Here is a 16,765-nt window from a genome sequence, read left to right as displayed (position 1 = left end):
AATTTCCGTTTCCTGTATCTTGTGAGTGTATTTCCATGCCCGCATTTTCATTTTCCAGCCGTAGCGCCAGTGGCTCCGTCTCTCTGATTGCCCTGCTGACCCTCTCGGTTAATACCTACGCTTTCGCTGATACGGCTTCTCCGGCCACTAAGGTGGGCACAAATCCGCGTCACGGTACGCCTGCACTGCCTGCTCATAAATCGGCTGCATCCCGCGCCATCAGCGCCAAAGCAACCGAGAGCATTGGAGTGGAAGGACACCGGCAGGCTAACTGGGTATCCAATCCCGTTTCTGCGGTTACCATTCGCGAATATGCCGCCGGGACCAATCCGCTCAAGGCCCTCACCCGGCTACCTGGCGTTCTGTTCAATTCCGGTGATCCGCAGGGCGTGAACACCTGGCAGAACTCATTCCTGATGCATGGTTTCGATCAAAGCCAGATCGGCATGACGCTGGATGGGATTCCGCTTGGAGACCAGCAATTCAGCAATGTTAACGGCCTGAGCCCGACTTCCGCGATTTCGTCCGAAAACATCGAGCGTATGGATGTCTCGGCGTCCACCGGTTCGGAAAGCGTGGCCAGTACGTCCAATCTGGGCGGTACGGTGCAGTTTATCTCACGCGATCCGTCTCACAAGCGTGGGGCCAGTGTGAACCAGACCTTCGGGAGTAATGCGACCTACCGGACGTTTGTGCGTCTTGAAAGCGGTGATCTGAACCGTCAGGGGACGCGCTTCTATGTCTCCTATGCCCGCAACGACACCACCAAATGGCGTGGTGGGCAGGACCAGTTCATGCAGCAGGTCAACGCCAAGGTTCTGCACCCTATCGGGCAGGACAGCCGCATTACGGCCTACTTCGACTACACCGATATGCAGATGCAGAACTATCAGGACTATAGCCTGGATATGTTCAACAATGGTGGCTACGCGATCGATAACTTCATCGGGCAGCCCGGCGGCTATGAAAAGGCATATCGTCTCGCGCTGGCCCAGCGTGGGCTTCCGGGAGGACAGGTTCCTGCAGCCTATGCCAACCTCAAGAGCCCGTACACCGCGTCCTATTACGAGGGCGCCCAGATGCAGCATTCCTATGTTGGGGGTGTATCGGCCGATCTTGCCCTGACTGATCGCTTGCGCTGGCAGAGTACGGTCTATGGGCATCGCTCCTATCAGCGCGGTTCAGTCGCAAGCCCTTTGATCTCGTCTCCTAACGGAGCGCCTCTGATCGATCAGGTTACCCAGCCCGATACGAACCGCTTCGGCTTTACGACGTCCCTGTCCTATCGCATCGCGCATAACGTGCTGAATGCAGGTCTTTGGTATGAAAATACCCATTTCGACATCAGTAAGCCGCTCTACCAGCAGCCCCTGCTGCAGGACGTCCTCGATGGGACCGCAACACCCGTCAACGGGCTCGACAACCTTAAGAACCCTTTCCAGAATGGCTACCGACAGGTCTTTAATACCAACACGTTTGTCGCTTATTTCCAGGATACGTATCACGTTACCAGCACCATCGCGCTCCATGCTGGTTTCCGATCTGTCCTGAACACGACCCGTGTCGGCGCGCTGGCCAACTGGGAAACTTACACCCGCACGACCGCTATCGCTGGTGGAGACTCACTCACGTCCAGTAAGCCTTTCCTGCCGCATTTCAGTGGGGAATGGCGCTTCGCTCCTGGCCATCAGCTCTATTTCGATATCGCGGAAAATGTGAAGGTTTATCCCGTCTCGGGTTATAACAGCGGTTCGTCGCCGTTTTCGACCTCACAGGCCGCCTATCAGGCTTCCAAAAGCACGCTGCGCCCCGAGACGGACTGGAATTTTGCAGGAGGCTATCGTTATACCGGCCGCCTCGTCAGCGGTTCGCTCTACGGCTATCACACGATCTTTTCCAACCGGCTGCAGCGCATCTCCACCGGTCCGACCACTCAGCCCTACACGACCATCCAGAACGTCGGTGGCGTAACGATGACCGGTGTGGATGGTGCTGTCACGCTCACACCCGTTAGGGGGCTGAGCCTGACCAACAGCATCAGCTACAACCACGCCGTCTATGACGACAACATTACTCAGACCGTCAACGGATCGCGGGTGACCTACAATATCCGTGGTCAGCAGGTCGTGGCCTATCCGCGTCTCATGTATCACGCTGACCTGTCCTACACTTGGCATGATCTCCAGGCGCATATCGAGGCCCAGTATGTCGGCAAGCGGAATCTTAGCTACACTGGCGACACGAAGGTTCCGTCCTACTGGCTGACTAATTTCGGCGCACGTTACGATCTGAGCAAACAGTTGCACCGCTTGTCTCACACGGGCTTTCTCCAGCACCTCTCGGTCGACCTGAATGTCTATAACCTGACGAACGTAAAATACATCTCCACCATGGGGCAGAACGGCTACCCAATGGCTGGTGATTACCAGTCTGTCGTCCTCGGTGCGCCACGACAGTATTTCGGCGCTGTTCATGCGGATTTCTGACATGCAGACGACGTTTCCTGCCGCTCCGCTTCTGCCTGCCAGCCGCCTGCCCCGGAGCTTTACCCTCCAGTATGCTGGCCTTCTGGTCTTCATGATCGGGGATGGCGTCGAGGTCGGCTATCTGTCGCCGTTTCTGGTCCAGACGGGGCAGACGGAGCACTTCGTGGCCCTTCTCTTCACAGCCTACGGACTCTTTGCTGCTTTGGCGGCCTGGTTCTCGGGTTTGCTGTGCGACATTTTTGGTAGTCGTGCCGTCATGACGGCTGGTCTGTTATTCTGGATTGTTCCGCAACTTCTGTTTCTTGGCGTTGCCATTCCGGCTCATTCTTCAGCCTTGCTACTCCTAACCTACGGATTGCGGGGAGCAGGATATCCATTGTTTTCCTACGGGCTGCTGACCCTGCTCGTCACCACGATCCGTCAGGACCGGTTGGGTCGTGCTGTTGGTCTGTTCTGGTTCTGCTTTACCTGCGGTTTGCCCACGGTCGGTTCTATCGTGGCGCAACTCCTGCTCCCCGTTTACGGCCAGTACATTACACTCTGGATCGCCCTTCTCGGCGTGGGAGCAGGTGGCCTCCTTGCCGTCCTGCCGCTGCCCACTACGCCACGTGCAGAGAAAGGCAGTCTGAAAGACATCGGCCCTACCCTGCGAGAAACGGTTCGTCAGATCCGCCACAATCCGGGCGTTGGTCTGGCGTGCATCGTGCGGGCGGTTAATTCCAGCGCTACGCATGGCCTGATCGTTTTCATGCCGTTCTTTTTTACGGGTCGTCTGGGTTTGTCGCAGGATGTATGGATCCGCTTTCTCGAAATCATCTTCGCCAGCAACATCGTCTTTAACCTGCTGATCGGTTTTGCCAGCGACTATATTTCATGGCGGCAGACCATCATCTGGTTTGGCGGTATCGGGAGTGCCGTAAGTTGCGTTGGTCTGTATTGGATCCCGCTGCTGTACGCCCACAGTAGCCTGCTCGCGGTTTATGGTTCGGCCGCAGTTTTTGGCATGACGCTTGCCGGATATGTGCCGCTTTCGGCTCTGACACCGTCTCTTCTGCCGGATCACAAAGGTATCGCCATGTCCCTGCTGAACCTTGGTGCAGGGAGTAGCGTCTGGATCGGGCCTTTCATTGTTTACCTTTTTGAAGGCGCTGTCGGCACGCAGGGAATTATCTTCATCTACGCCGCACTGTTCCTCGCAAGCGCAATCCTGACCTTTTTCATTACGCCTCCGTCTCTCACACGACCTGACCGCACCAGTAGTCAGACATTCCCCCAATCTGAAGGAGTTCCCTCATGACACAGCTTACGATCGAAAAGGTCACATCCCGTATCGGCGCCATCGTCCATGGGATTAACGCCCGCGAACTTCTGCCTGAAGAACACAAAGCATTCATCCATGATGCTCTGCTGCGCCATAAAGTGATCTTTCTGCGTGACCAGTTTCTTGATGATGCCCAGCATGAAACGTTCAGTCGTGTCTTCGGAGACCCAATCCTTCACCCGACAATCCCCGCAGCCGCAGGGACGCCCTATACGTTCGAACTGAACTCCCGCAACGGGCGTTCCACGGATTCCTGGCACACAGACGTCACTTTCGTGCCGGCTTACCCCAAGGCCTCGATCCTGCGCGCTATCACGATCCCGCCTTATGGCGGCAGCACACTCTGGGCCAACACAGCCACTGCCTATGACGACCTCCCTGCGCCTTTGCAGCAGCTTGCCGACACACTTTGGGCCGTTCATGGCAACGACTACGACACCAATTTCTACAAATACGACACGCGCCACGAGGAAATTGCGGACTTCCGTGCTCGTTTCATTTCACGCCTTTACGAGACAGAGCATCCGGTTGTGCGCGTTCACCCTGAGACCGGCGAGCGGACCCTTATCCTGGGCCATTTCTTCAAGGAGATTCGCGGCATCCCCACGCAGCATGCCAACCGGCTGCTGGAGATCTTCCAGTCTTACATCACGCAGATCGACAACACCGTCCGCTGGAACTGGAAGCCGGGTGACGTTGCCATCTGGGACAACCGCGCCACCCAACACTACGCCACAGCCGATTTCGATACTCATTCCCGGCTCCTGCGTCGTATCACCGTGCGTGGAGATACCCCTTTCAGCATCACGGGAGAAAAGAGCCGTCTGCTCAAAGGTCCCGATAATGGCCAGGATCTGGATCACTGATACTCCACAACAATGCAGAGACAGATTGCGGCTCAGGATCAATAGACGCGATATAAGGTTTAGAGCTGATATGCTCTTGATGATGTCGCATTCTGGATCTCGTAAATGATCGCATAGCGACCTCACCTTTGATCGCAGCTTCGAGAAGCCAAGTCATGCTGTGCCGTTACCAGAGTGGAACAAGGATCAAAGAATGTTAGTCGCGAAAATCCTGAAGCCCGTGACATAGTTTGCGGCTAGGGCCTGTTAGGTCTTGATGTAGTCTGTTGTGGCAGCGATGAGAATGATGGAGAGGAAGGATGAGGCTGTCTTCTCGTATCGGGTTGCGACACCCCGCCATTCCTTAAGCCTTGCTCACAGATTTTCAAAGAGATGCTGCCAGACGCCGAGCTTTGCCCATCGGATGAACAACTGCGCGACAATCCACCAAGGTCCAAACCCAGATGGTAGGGCGCGCCATTTCGCACCGTTCTGATGCTGCCAGAAAATCGCGGAAACCGTCCGTCGAAGGTTCTTCGGTGGGGTCTTGCCCTTCGGACGGACTTCCTTGATCAAAAGCTCCCAGATAGACCACCCTGCGGTATTGCATCATGCTCATCGCAGACAGCTATGCAATCCATTCTATCTATTCAAGACTTAGCAGACCCTACATTGTATCCTCGTTACCTGCCGTTGAATTAGATGCCGTTAAGCGCTCTTTCCCAGTGAACCGAGGTGCTGTGCGTGAGCGACGCAGGATTTCAATGCGAGCGATGATCGATGCGGTTGCTTCGACGCAAAGTGCTGCGAGTTGCCGTGTTGCTGTTCGGCGACGCTGAAGGCTCAGAGCGAAAGCCAACGACGCGCGATGGTATTTCTACCGGATAGGCAATTATCTGTTTTTCAATACTTGGGCCTCTGGTGGTATGGATTTCAACATATTGTCTCGCTGTCGCCGAAAATGAGCACATTCAGTTCTTAGCCAATTTGTGAAAACATTTACTCTCTTGTCTGCAGCGTCACGGCAGATCAGGACATAACGTGCTCTGGCAGGTATTGGCTTCCCAAATGGAAAAACAAGTCTTCCGGAAAGGATGTCGTCATACACCAAGGCCATTCTACCCATCGCCATACCCTGATTTTTCATGGCAGATCCCAGCGCGAGGCTGGACAAGTTAAACTGCGATCCGCCAATCGTGTTTTCGTAATCGTCCGTATTTTCTGTTATCCAGTCATTCCATTCACAATATTCAGGGGCACCTGTCCACGGTTCGTTATCGTGCAGAAGGTGGATATTCCTTATTTCTAGTGATTGTGCTTTTTCTGCTAATGATGGTGTCGATACGGGAATAATAAATTCATCCAGAAGGACTTCCGCCGCTACATCATTATATTTTTTGGGGTCGTAACGAATGGCGAGATCAATACGGCCTCGTGCTAGTTCATCGGAATCCAGATCCTGAAACTCTGCAACAAGCCGGACCGGGATATGGGGATACCGTGCGTTAAAATCTGCAAGACGGGGCGTCAGCCAATGCAGGGCGAACGAAGGCGAGCAACTTATCTGAAGAGGAGTATCGGGAGTCTGTAGTTCTTCAAGAATAGCCTCGGTATCTAAAAACACACGTGTCATGACATTGTGCAATGCCTCCCCTTTTCCTGTTAACGTAAGGGTGCGCGGGGAGCGTATGAACAATTTGAGTCCGAGATGTTTTTCAAGCAGCCTGATCTGTTGACTGACCGCCCCCTGGGTTACGCATAGATCGGCGGCTGCCTTTGTAAAGGAAAGCCTCGTTGCGACGACATGAAAGCTGCGAAGTGCTCCCAGAACTGATGTTGAGGGTAAAGACATATCCATTAGCTCCACTAATGCATTAATTAGAATATATCGTTTCCACGTGGCACCACGACACGCTACACGTTCCCAGCAGAACAGTATCATTCAGGCCGCGTAAAATGACGAACAGTGAAGATTTTAGCCAAATTATAGATTGCTTGCGCACGAAAAAGCGTTGTCTGTGGCTTAATGAGAAGCTGTTTCCCGACATCCATCCTGAGCAGTCTGTATTAGCTGGAATTGCTGACGCTGGCGCGCGCTTCAAGCGCTGCGAGCCGCTTCTGGCAGCGCTCTTCAACGAGTTGGGGCCGACAGACGGTAGAATTGAGTCTCCCTTGACCGAGGCTGGGAAACTGGCCGCATGTTCGTCTGTAACTGCACCGGGCGCGTGGTTCATCAAGCGTGATGACCTGCTTCCAGTCGCAGGCTCGATCAAGGCGCGGGGTGGATTTCACGAGGTTCTCACCTATGCCGAAAAACTCGCACTTGACCATGGCATCATTAATCCAGCCTCCGACAGGCGTTGTCTGGCAGGAAAGGCGGCCAGAGAACTCTTTTCCACACATAAGATTCTCGTAGGCAGCACTGGAAACCTGGGCCTTGCAATTGGGACCCTGTCGGCGGCCCTTGGGTTCAGATCCGAAGTCCATATGTCTTCCGATGCCAAGCAATGGAAGAAAGATCGTCTTCTGGCGCGGGGCGTGGCTGTTGTTGAACATCAGGGGGACTATTCCGTCGCGGTTGCGACGGCGCGTTCGCTCATGAAAGATTCCGACTACTTTGTTGACGATGAAGCATCCGCCCTTTTGTTTTACGGCTATGCAACCGCAGCGCTGGAACTGAAAATGCAATTGCATGCGGTCGGTCGCAAGGTGGATAGCCAGACGCCGTTGCTGGTTTATCTACCGTGCGGGGTAGGCGGTGCACCCGGCGGCATTACGGTCGGGCTGAAAGCGATTTTTGGCCCAGACGTACATTGCTTTTTTGCCGAACCGGTCGCGTCACCTTCCATGCTGCTCCAGTTGTGTTCTGGTCAAACGGGGTCGTTTTCCGTTGCGGAAATCGGACTGGATAACAAAACGGAGGCTGACGGACTTGCTGTCGGACAGGCATCGTTACTGGTCGCGCGTCACATTCAGGAAATGTTGGCAGGTGTATTTACGGTTTCCGATGACGAATTATACGAAAATATGGGTCTTGTAGAAAAATATCTGGGATTTTTACTGGAGCCATCTGCAGCGGCTGGACTGCGTGGGCCAATGTGGCTCAATGAAACCGAAGGAGGGCGAGAATATCTGAAGAGACATCAAATCGTTCCAGATCACGCCACACATGTTATCTGGGCAACAGGAGGTTCTCTTGTTCCAGAACTTCAGCGCGTTCATTACAGGAATATGGCTAAAAAGCAGGTAGTTAGGCATTTCTCGTAGTATGTTGCGACATGGACGTGTCACGGTTTAGTTCCGGACTATTGGTTACCTGTTAAGTAGCGTTGCGCTCGTGATCCAGAGGGCTTTTCCATCGGAGCGCGGAATGTAGCCTCTGCGGATTATGGAAATCATTAATGTAGCATGTGATGTCCTGGTCGACCTCCTGGCGCGTCATCCATGCGTGCTGCCACAGAAGTTCAGCTTTCAAAGTCTTGAAAAAGCTCTCCGTGACAGCATTGTCCCAGCAGGTTGGGTTCAATGGCATGACTGTGAGCGCTGTTGGTTGTCACCTTGAACCTTTATGTCCTGACAACACCAATGTCATGCTCGCGCATCAGACGTTCAACGCGACGATGCCCGACAGACGGACCGGCACCCCTGAGTTTCTCTGTCATGCGGGGATGTCTGTAGCTTCGCCTGCTCTGAGCGTGAATGGTGCGGATATGCACTATCGGGATGTCATTCTGTCTTCTGCTGGCACAGACCGGACGTTGTCGCCTGGCTCTCAAACCCCGATCACTGACCCCAAACAGGCAGCAGATTCATTCGCGCGAAAGTGGCCCATGATATCGAGCAATAAAGGCAAACCTCAGACCTTTGGTCCGCGAAGAATTGTGTTGCCTTTTTTTAACAGTTTCCTCTTCTCCCGCAGCAGAGGGTTCTTGCGGGGTTAACTCCGTATTATCTGTGGTGTCAGCGACTACAGTATCAAGCTTCTGTGCATCGCGGATCCATTTCTTCAACGTCGAAGACCCAATACCCAGATCTTGGGCAATACGCTCACGTGACAGACCGCTACTCAGAGCCAGATGCACCGCCCCGTAGCTGAACTCAGCTTTGTAAACCCGTCCCATTCCACGTCTCCTTCATGACCATCTTCGGTCTTAAAGGTCCAGAACTAAACCGCGACACGTCTAGTTCAGCCAAGCCTTACGGGACAGTTCGACGTCCCCGGCGAACGGCACGGAGAGATACCCGGCGGCAGGAGAGCGGACACGCACCAGATACTCAGGGCTGTGATCGGCATTATCCGCGACGATCAGCGCGCCGGCCTGCAGCCTGTTCTCCAGAAGATCGAGAATATTGGGGTAGAACGGCTTGGCGCCGTCAAGCAGTACGAGATCGATGCTTTCGGGCAGACCGGACGCCAGCATCTGCGGGGCGTCGCCCTCACGGAACTCCACAAGATCTGCCAGACCTGCTTCTTCAAGATGATGCCGGGCGCGGGTAATCTTGGAGGGTTCAAACTCGGTGGTAATGAGCCTGCCACCGCCATTGTCGCGCAGCGCGGCGGCGGGATGGATGGTGAAGAGACCGAAGGACGCTCCGAATTCGACGATATTTTTCGCCCAGTTGGTGCGTGCCAGCTTGTAAAGCAGCGTATTAATGCCACCTTCTATCAACGAAGGCAGGCCCGAGCCATAGCATCAAGAGCGACGTGAGACGCTTGCGGCGCTTGTCGCCAAGGTGACGCTTGACCAATGACGCAGCGTTAATGCGAAGTGACACTCTCTTTGGTTAAATATTTGATTTTATATGGTAAATTAGGAAGTGGCGGAGGAGATGCCAATGTATTTGAATAATTAATTATATAATTTTTAAAAGAAAATTTTTCGTTGGGTATTTATAATTCCTCTAATTATACTCCGGCTCTTAATCCAACATATTATAGTGGAAATTTAAAAGGGTTACGGAGCCTATAAATGAAGAAAACCTGCCTATCTCACATGGTATTTACAAACCTGCTTTTCCCTGCGGAAGGTATTATAACTGTACCTCAAACGTTGTGTTCCAATGTGATTGCTCGTCTGTGATTCCTAGTGTCAGTCTACCCCCGTGACCTCTGATAATTTGGCGCGCGAGAGGCAATCCGATTCCGTTTCCTTCAGACTTGAATGATACAAACGGCTCAAAGATTTTCTCCTGTAGAGCCACGTCTATACCCGGCCCATTATCGCAAACACAGATAGTAATCGCGTCATTCGCAGTTTTGACAGCCAGTTGCACACGAGGAGCGCTTTGGTTGAGAGCAGCCTCCGCGCCATTGTTCAGAAGGTTTAACAGAGCCTGCTCCATCTGCACGGCATCAAGCCGAACCATGATACGGCCGGACGGTACAACGACATCCAGCGCCACACATTCTTTCCATCGCGCAGTAAAAATTCGGACAATCTCCCGAACCAATGCACCAAGGTCCGTTAATTTCAGATCCGGCTCTGGCAGGCGGGCAAGATCACGGTACCCACGAACAAAACGATCCAGCCCTTCAGTACGGCGACGAATTGTCCCAAGTGCCTCGATGATCAGATCGTCTGTCTCATAACGCTCTCTCTTCAAAGTGCATTGTTCGGCAAACAGATCCTCTGCCGTCGCCGACAGAGAAACGATGGGTGTGAGGGAATTCATGATTTCATGACTCAAAATCTGCAGCAGATCACGAAGTGCCTGTGCTTCAGCAGCGTTCAGTCCGGCTTCAACGTCTGTCAGTGCCAGATACGCTACGATGCCTCCTGCGCCACCACCCTTCCCCACCGATAACGCATAGACCCGGGATGAGCCTCCGTTGGACGCTAGCCGGATCAAACGTTTTTCGGGCCCCGTCTCGTCATTTTCTAGTGCTCTGACAAGTGGCGGTGGTGGATCACGGAGGACACCTTCCGTCATGAACAGACGCCGTGCCGCGCGATTGGAAGCATGCAGGGTGCCATCAATATACTGGATCAGCAGCGGAACCGGAGCATGGTCAAGCAGCGCCCGATTGCGCAGTTTTTCCCGATCCACAGATCGCACGACAGACGGTTCCTGTCGTTTCAGGCGTCGTGCCATACGGATCTGTGCCTCTACGACAGAGCCAGCACAAAACAATCCCAGGCACGATAGCAGAACAGCCGTCGCGTAAAACCCGTGCTGCCACGCCGGAGCGGTGATCAGACAGGCTGCTACGATGCCAGAAAGCAGCAGAAGCGTTTCAATAGCAACCCGCATTTAAAGCCCATACCTTGCCATCCGGCGGTAGAGCGCCGGTCGTGTCAGGCCCAGCTCCCGCGCCGCTTGTGTGACATTGAATCCGTGTTTGCGAAGAGTTGCCTCGATCAGGGACCGCTCTGTATCTCGCAGTGTAGGCGTGCTTTTTGAAGCCGCGTCCTGCCCGTTGGATGATGTCCCGCTCCATTTTCCCATGAGGACCGCCCGCTCAACGGTTGCACGAAGGCTTCGCACGTTTTGCGGCCATGCTTCTCCGCAGAGCAACTGACGCCGCTCTTCATCTATCGCTGGCTCCATCAGCCCGTGTCGAACTGAGAAATAGCGTAAAAAATGTCCACTCAGGGCAAGGATATCCTCAGGTCGCTCGTGAAGAGGCGACAGCGACAGTATTACCATCCCAAGATGCAGCATCAGTCGCTGGTCAAGAGCAGCCTCCAAACCAGTATGATCCACAGATGAAAGGGCAATGACCCGTGGGGGCGTGGGTTCATCCAGGCTGTCTGCCAGATGTCGTTGCATGGGTGCAGACAGCGCTTCAAAGTTGCGAAAGATCCACGTTCCGCCTTCTTCCGGCAGTTCCTCGCAATCTTCCGCGCGGATCGTCACTGCAGGATTGCTCTCCTGAGAAAGCGCATGAATACGCCTTGCAAGCAGCATCTTTCCCACCCCTGGCGGCCCTGTAATGACCAGTGGAGCACGAGTAACGGCCAAGCGGTCGGCTTCAGTGACAATACGGCGCAGTTTTTCCGACGCCACGATCATAACAGGATCGGTTTCAGCCGCCTGATCGGCCCGACGCCCCTTCAGAGTTGTGCCAACCAGCGCAAGAAGGCGCTCATTATTCCAGGGCTTCATAACAAAATCAGCAGCGCCTGCTCGCATCGCTGCAACCGCAATCGTTACGCCGCTATGGCCGGTTACGACGATCACGGGCAGATCCTGACGGAGAACCAGGATATCTCTGAGTAAGGCCAGTCCCTCTGCGCCGCTACTTTCGCCCTTTCTATAATTGAGATCCAGCAGCACAAGGTCCACAGGAAAAGATGCAAGCTGTGTCAGAGCCTCTTCCGCTCCATATGCGGACAGCATCTCGATCCCATTTCTGCGAAATAATAGCCTCGCAGCAATCTGCACATCGCAATCATCATCGACGAAGAGAAGACGGGGCACTAAAGACTTTCCTTCTCCCGATTCGTTGCGGAAGTCATTCATTTCGATCTTGACAGGCCTTTCAAAGGTGTCCGGTTCCGGACACCACGTTCGAAACCGGACATACCCTAGATAGCACTTTAATTTTTTCCTTATTTATCAATAAGATAAATTCGATTACCTCCATGATACACTGTTTGCGAACAGGAGAAACAGTGCATGGATCAACCCGTTTCCAAAGCGTCGTCGAACACTACGATGCGCCCGGCATCAGGCGCCGTTATGGATCGGGCGGTTCCTCCTTCACGGCGTAAGGTCGTGCTCCGGAAGACCCTGCGCTATGGCGCTCCTGTTGTAGTCGTCGGTCTTCTCTGGGCTGGATGGCGTCTCGTACCCGCATCGGGAACGCTTTCGGTATCTCAGGACCAGCTGACAGTCGCGACAGTACAGTCCGCACCATTTCTCGATTACCTTCCAGTGCGTGCCACCGTTGCTCCGCTCAACGTCACTTTTATCGACGCCATACAGGGCGGAGAAGTTTCTGAGGTCGTGGCAAAGGATGGTGCCCTCGTGAAAAAGGGGGACGTTCTGGCACATCTGACCAATCCTCAGCTCCAGCTGGACGTCACGTCCAGAGAAGCACAGATCGCAAGCCAACTCGGTGCAGTCAGCGCCCAGCGCCTGACCCTGCAACAGACCCGTACAACCGAAGAAACGCAGCTCGCCGAGGCCCGATATAATCTTCTCAAGGCCCAGCGCGAGCTTTCCATTCGCCAGCAACTTCACGGACAAGGCTTTGAATCTGACGCGAACGTTCAGTCCTATCGTGACGAGGCTGACTATTACGCCCAGCGCCTAAAGCGCCTTGACAATGCACTGACACTGGATCTGAAGGTTGCAGATCGGCAGGGAAACGAGATTGACGAAGAAGCCCAGCGGCTGCGGTCCAATCTGGACGTCGTGGAGACCAGCCTCAATGCACTCGTCCTTCGTGCGCCGTTGGATGGCCGACTGACTAATTTTGACCTTCAGCCGGGGCAGTCACTGAAAGCTGGAGATAAGATCGGCCAGATCGACAGCGAGGGACAGTACCGTCTCGATGCGGACATTGATGAATTCTATCTAGGTCGCGTCGCAATTGGCGAACGGGCCGAGGCTGATCTTGGCGACACAAAACTGCCAATGACCGTATCCCGCGTACATCCACAGGTCACGAACGGCCAGTTTCGTGCGGAACTTACCTTTGACCGTCCTCCACCAGCAGGGTTAAGGCGCGGAGAAAGCGTCGATCTGCGCATCACGCTCGGTGAAACTCATCGCGCCCTCGTTCTGCCAAATGGTGCATGGCTGGAGGCGAGTGGCGGCTCTTCGGCCTTTGTTATGGCCTCAGGAGATCACGGTGCTGACCGGGTTTCAATTACCTCCGGGCGTCGCAATCCAGAGCAGGTCGAAATCACCGGCGGGTTGCATGATGGCGATCGGGTGATCGTCTCCTCCTACAATTCCTACAAGAATTTCAACCATCTCTCGATCCACTGACAGGGCCGAACATCATGCTGATCGAACTCTCTCATATTCAGCGCCTCTACCGTTCCGACGAGGTGGAAACCACGGCCCTCCAGGATATCGATCTTCAGATCGAGACCGGCGAATTCGTCGCAATCATGGGGCCTTCAGGCTGCGGCAAATCCACCCTGCTCAACATCCTCGGCACGATCGACCGGCCAACCGGTGGCTCCTATCGCTTCGGCACACAGGAACTGACCGCAATGAACGAAGCGGAACTTGCTAAATTCCGCCGGGAACATCTGGGATATGTTTTCCAGAGTTTTAACCTGATCGATGAGTTGACGATCGAAGAAAACATCGAACTCGCACTCATCTACCGTGAGATGCCCAAAAGCGAGCGCAGGGACCGCGTTGCGCATGCCATGGACCATGTCGGCATCGCGCACCGTGCACGGCATTATCCTTCTCAACTCTCAGGCGGCCAGCAGCAGCGCGCGGCCATTGCACGCGCCATTGTAGGCCAGCCCAGCCTGATCCTCGCCGACGAGCCGACCGGTAACCTGGACACCGATAACGGCGCACAGGTGATGGATATCCTCCAGCGCCTCAATGACGAAGGCGCCACTATCATCATGGTCACACACTCCCCCAGCCACGCCGATCTTGCGCGCCGCCGCATCGACATGCTCGACGGTCAGGTCGTGGTCTCCGTCCGCAACGCTATCTGAGGTGGAGTAAGCGTCATGCTCATCACCATCTTGCGCAATATCGTCCGTCAGGCCCGGCGTCAGCCTCTTTATCTGGCTCTCAACGTGATCGGGCTGGGGCTCGGTATGGCGGTCTGTCTCGTTCTGACGTTGCAGGTTCGGTATGAATACAGCTTCAACGCATCCATCCCTGACGCTGCGAACGTTCTGCGCCTGGACGCTCATCACATGAATCCCGGAAACGCTCCTCAGGAGAACGCCGATGTGCCGTTCATCGCGTTTCCGTTCCTGCATACGGACTTCCCTCAGATCCTTGCCACGACACGCTACGAAACAGCGGATTATCAGCTTCGTGCAGGCGATCGCAGGGTCACGGCCGACACTGCTATGGTCGATCCATCTTTTTTTGATGTCATCACTCTAAAGCTCGAACGCGGCAATGCACGCACGGCGTTGACCCGACCTGACGCGATCGTCCTTTCAGCCAATACGGCACAGGCCCTGTTTGGTACGACGGATGTGCTCGGACGCATCATCACGACAGACCATGAAGGCCACCGCGTCAGCCAGACGGTAACGGGCATACTCGCCCGTCCAAGCGGACCTGTGACGATTAGACCTGACGCTGTAACGCCCATCCCCTTTTACGAGATGGAAAAACCGCAATTCACACGCTGGGGCTCCAGCGCAGGCAATATTTTCGTACGGGTACATCATGCCGCTGATCGCGGTGTAATCTCACAAAACCTGACCCGTTTTGTGATCGATCACGCATCCGGAGACGCGAATGACGATAACAGCGAAGGTGTCCATCCCGAACGCCACTTCGGCCTTTCACTGGTCAGCCTGCGCGAAACGCATTTTCACGATCTACAGGTCATTGGCGGAGATGAGGCAACCGACCGATCGGTCGTCAATATTCTTGAACTGATCGGTGTTCTGGCGCTCCTGCTCGCCGTTTTTAACGCTGTCAATCTCGCAACGGCGCGGGCTGGTCTGCGTGCGCGAGAGGTGGCTATCCGTAAGACATTGGGTGCCACGCGAATGGTACTGTTTATCCAGTTCGTGGGTGAAGCCATCGTCAATACCGCCGTAGGCGGTGTACTCGCGCTCGCTCTGTGTGAAGTTGCCCTCCCTTTCTCGGCTACCCTCACCGGTACGACGCTGCATATGGACTATGGCTTCACGCTTCCCTTCCTTTTCGGGGTCGTATTGCTGACGGGCTTTGCCTGCGGCCTCTACCCGGCGATCATTCTTTCGTCCTACCAACCGGCACACGTCCTTACCGCAACCCGGATGCCGTCCGGCGGGCGGAACGCGGCGCGTTTGCGGAATGGGCTCGTCATCATACAGTTCGCATTCGCCGTGGCCTTCGCGATCTGTACGCTCGTGGTGAACCGGCAGGCCAATTTCATGCAGGCGCTGGATCTGGGCTTTGCGCGTGAAGGCGTGCTTATTAGTTCCGGCGACATGGCGAATGATGTCGGAAAGCAGCGCGCCCTCATCGAAGCCCTGCGTCACACGCCCGGCGTGGTCTCGGCATCCCTTTCCCAACTCACCCCAAAGATCGAAAATCGCAACCGCTTCAATGTGACTCCCATCGGGCCACATAGCGAGGACATTCACGTACTGGGCGACACCATTGTTGGGGATTACGCGACGACCTATCGTCCCCGCCTTCTCGCCGGACGCTGGTTCGACATCAACCACGGTGAGGATAACAGCCCTGCCGACGACAGCTTCTTCACGCGCCAAGGGAAAACCTTCAACGTCGTTGTCAACCAGACGGCCCTCTCACGATTGGGCTTCCCATCACCTGAAAGCGCGATCGGGACTCTGGTCAAGAGTGGAGGGATCAGGCTGCGGATCATCGGTGTGACCGAAGACCTGCGCTTTATCTCTGCACGCGACGAGGTCTCCCCACAGGTCACGTTCAATTCCAACGACCCACAGGCCTATTCGCACGTGTCAGTCCGCTTTTCTGGTGTTTCTGAGAACATCATGAGAACACGTCTCAAGTCGGCATGGGACCAGGTTTTCCCTGATGCTCCTTCCAGTTTCGAGACGGTTCAGGAACGTATGTCCACGTTCTACATCACGGAGCAGCGACGTGGCTGGCTATTCTCCATCGCCTCAGGCATTGCCATCACTATTGCGTGCCTCGGGCTGTATGGGCTTGCGTCCTTTATTGCGCTTCGCAGAACGCATGAAGTCGGCATTCGCAAGGCTTTGGGGGCGACGAGCCAGAAGGTCCTTACGCTCATGTTGCGTGATTTCCTGCGCCCCGTGCTTGTCGCCTGCGCCCTCGCCGCGGTCCCAGCATGGCTCGTGGTGCAGTCCTGGCTTTCAGGCTTCCATCAGCGGATCGCCGTCTCATGGCTCGATTTCGCGATTGTTACCGGCGTGACCATCACTATCGCTGCCCTCACCGTCCTCGGACAAACACTACGTCTTGCCCGCGCCGAACCGGCCCGTGCGCTCAGAGCGGAGTAAGCG

At 54.8% G+C, this 16,765-nt stretch carries 14 protein-coding genes and 1 pseudogene; 7 read left to right on the top strand and 8 right to left on the bottom strand.

Features of this window, described 5'->3' with window-relative positions; all coding sequences use genetic code 11:
* Nucleotides 1–35 precede the first annotated feature (35 nt).
* The 3 genes from KP705_RS12180 to KP705_RS12170 are packed head-to-tail and all read left to right on the top strand — an operon-like array spanning nt 36 to nt 4,673.
* Entirely contained in the window at nt 36–2,486 is a 2,451-nt protein-coding gene (locus KP705_RS12180) for a TonB-dependent receptor (RefSeq protein ID WP_046901612.1), read from the top strand.
* Nucleotide 2,487: 1 nt separating this feature from the next.
* Nucleotides 2,488–3,783, top strand: a complete 1,296-nt coding sequence (locus KP705_RS12175) for an MFS transporter (RefSeq protein WP_215764509.1) — start codon at nt 2,488–2,490, stop codon at nt 3,781–3,783.
* Nucleotides 3,780–4,673 carry a TauD/TfdA family dioxygenase gene (locus KP705_RS12170; protein ID WP_046901613.1) on the top strand — a complete coding sequence of 298 codons (894 nt, stop codon included), beginning with the start codon at nt 3,780–3,782 and terminating at the stop codon, nt 4,671–4,673. The genes KP705_RS12175 and KP705_RS12170 overlap by 4 nt, the downstream gene beginning before the upstream one ends.
* Before the next feature lie 357 nt (nt 4,674–5,030).
* Here KP705_RS12170 and KP705_RS12165 read toward each other — a convergent pair.
* Nucleotides 5,031–5,240 (bottom strand): annotated as a pseudogene (locus tag KP705_RS12165) (transposase); the annotation flags it as partial.
* Nucleotides 5,241–5,544: 304 nt separating this feature from the next.
* Nucleotides 5,545–6,510 carry a LysR substrate-binding domain-containing protein gene (locus KP705_RS12160; RefSeq protein WP_046901614.1) on the bottom strand — a complete coding sequence of 322 codons (966 nt, stop codon included), beginning with the start codon at nt 6,508–6,510 and terminating at the stop codon, nt 5,545–5,547.
* A 98-nt stretch (nt 6,511–6,608) separates the two neighbouring features.
* On the opposite strand from KP705_RS12160, the gene KP705_RS12155 reads away from it, so the two are divergent.
* Nucleotides 6,609–7,919: a D-serine ammonia-lyase gene (locus tag KP705_RS12155; RefSeq protein ID WP_046901615.1), complete on the top strand. Its 1,311-nt coding sequence runs from the start codon at nt 6,609–6,611 to the stop codon at nt 7,917–7,919.
* 52 nt (nt 7,920–7,971) lie between these two features.
* On the opposite strand, the gene KP705_RS21415 is transcribed toward KP705_RS12155, so the two are convergent.
* From KP705_RS21415 to KP705_RS12125, 6 genes are all read right to left on the bottom strand, one after another.
* Nucleotides 7,972–8,184, bottom strand: coding sequence for an IS3 family transposase (locus KP705_RS21415; protein WP_080951504.1), 213 nt, complete (start codon nt 8,182–8,184; stop codon nt 7,972–7,974).
* A 34-nt stretch (nt 8,185–8,218) separates the two neighbouring features.
* Nucleotides 8,219–8,314 carry an IS3 family transposase gene (locus KP705_RS20110; protein WP_235271809.1) on the bottom strand — a complete coding sequence of 32 codons (96 nt, stop codon included), beginning with the start codon at nt 8,312–8,314 and terminating at the stop codon, nt 8,219–8,221.
* 147 nt (nt 8,315–8,461) lie between these two features.
* Nucleotides 8,462–8,773 (bottom strand): transposase, encoded by a 312-nt coding sequence (locus tag KP705_RS12140; protein WP_152659247.1) that lies wholly within the window; start codon nt 8,771–8,773, stop codon nt 8,462–8,464.
* Nucleotides 8,774–8,833: 60 nt separating this feature from the next.
* Nucleotides 8,834–9,322 (bottom strand): O-methyltransferase, encoded by a 489-nt coding sequence (locus KP705_RS12135; RefSeq protein WP_235271810.1) that lies wholly within the window; start codon nt 9,320–9,322, stop codon nt 8,834–8,836.
* Nucleotides 9,323–9,683: 361 nt separating this feature from the next.
* Nucleotides 9,684–10,904 carry a PAS domain-containing sensor histidine kinase gene (locus KP705_RS12130; RefSeq protein WP_215764508.1) on the bottom strand — a complete coding sequence of 407 codons (1,221 nt, stop codon included), beginning with the start codon at nt 10,902–10,904 and terminating at the stop codon, nt 9,684–9,686.
* Nucleotides 10,905–12,074: a sigma-54 dependent transcriptional regulator gene (locus tag KP705_RS12125; RefSeq protein WP_046902092.1), complete on the bottom strand. Its 1,170-nt coding sequence runs from the start codon at nt 12,072–12,074 to the stop codon at nt 10,905–10,907.
* 198 nt (nt 12,075–12,272) lie between these two features.
* Here KP705_RS12125 and KP705_RS12120 point away from each other — a divergent pair, with 198 nt between their 5' ends.
* The 3 genes from KP705_RS12120 to KP705_RS12110 are packed head-to-tail and all read left to right on the top strand — an operon-like array spanning nt 12,273 to nt 16,762.
* Nucleotides 12,273–13,592 (top strand): efflux RND transporter periplasmic adaptor subunit, encoded by a 1,320-nt coding sequence (locus KP705_RS12120; protein ID WP_235271811.1) that lies wholly within the window; start codon nt 12,273–12,275, stop codon nt 13,590–13,592.
* 14 nt (nt 13,593–13,606) lie between these two features.
* Complete coding sequence (locus KP705_RS12115; RefSeq protein WP_015074006.1) at nt 13,607–14,290, top strand: ABC transporter ATP-binding protein; 684 nt, start codon at nt 13,607–13,609, stop codon at nt 14,288–14,290.
* A gap of 15 nt (nt 14,291–14,305) precedes the next feature.
* Nucleotides 14,306–16,762 (top strand): FtsX-like permease family protein, encoded by a 2,457-nt coding sequence (locus KP705_RS12110; RefSeq protein WP_046901617.1) that lies wholly within the window; start codon nt 14,306–14,308, stop codon nt 16,760–16,762.
* The last annotated feature ends 3 nt before the right edge of the window (nt 16,763–16,765 follow it).

Origin of the sequence: Gluconobacter sp. P1D12_c (assembly GCF_018812105.1) — a bacterium.
Lineage (GTDB): Bacteria > Pseudomonadota > Alphaproteobacteria > Acetobacterales > Acetobacteraceae > Gluconobacter > Gluconobacter oxydans_A.
The sequence above is the reverse complement of the archived record's forward strand: the minus strand, read 5'-3'. Positions and strand labels throughout refer to the sequence as shown.

Coding starts and splice junctions, on each gene's coding strand:
- KP705_RS12180 (WP_046901612.1), top strand. CDS start 36: ATGCCCGCATTTTCATTTTCCAGCCGTAGCGCCAGTGGCTCCGTCTCT.
- KP705_RS12175 (WP_215764509.1), top strand. CDS start 2,488: ATGCAGACGACGTTTCCTGCCGCTCCGCTTCTGCCTGCCAGCCGCCTG.
- KP705_RS12170 (WP_046901613.1), top strand. CDS start 3,780: ATGACACAGCTTACGATCGAAAAGGTCACATCCCGTATCGGCGCCATC.
- KP705_RS12160 (WP_046901614.1), bottom strand. CDS start 6,510: ATGGATATGTCTTTACCCTCAACATCAGTTCTGGGAGCACTTCGCAGC.
- KP705_RS12155 (WP_046901615.1), top strand. CDS start 6,609: ATGACGAACAGTGAAGATTTTAGCCAAATTATAGATTGCTTGCGCACG.
- KP705_RS21415 (WP_080951504.1), bottom strand. CDS start 8,184: ATGCCATTGAACCCAACCTGCTGGGACAATGCTGTCACGGAGAGCTTT.
- KP705_RS20110 (WP_235271809.1), bottom strand. CDS start 8,314: ATGACAGAGAAACTCAGGGGTGCCGGTCCGTCTGTCGGGCATCGTCGC.
- KP705_RS12140 (WP_152659247.1), bottom strand. CDS start 8,773: ATGGGACGGGTTTACAAAGCTGAGTTCAGCTACGGGGCGGTGCATCTG.
- KP705_RS12130 (WP_215764508.1), bottom strand. CDS start 10,904: ATGCGGGTTGCTATTGAAACGCTTCTGCTGCTTTCTGGCATCGTAGCA.
- KP705_RS12120 (WP_235271811.1), top strand. CDS start 12,273: ATGGATCAACCCGTTTCCAAAGCGTCGTCGAACACTACGATGCGCCCG.
- KP705_RS12115 (WP_015074006.1), top strand. CDS start 13,607: ATGCTGATCGAACTCTCTCATATTCAGCGCCTCTACCGTTCCGACGAG.
- KP705_RS12110 (WP_046901617.1), top strand. CDS start 14,306: ATGCTCATCACCATCTTGCGCAATATCGTCCGTCAGGCCCGGCGTCAG.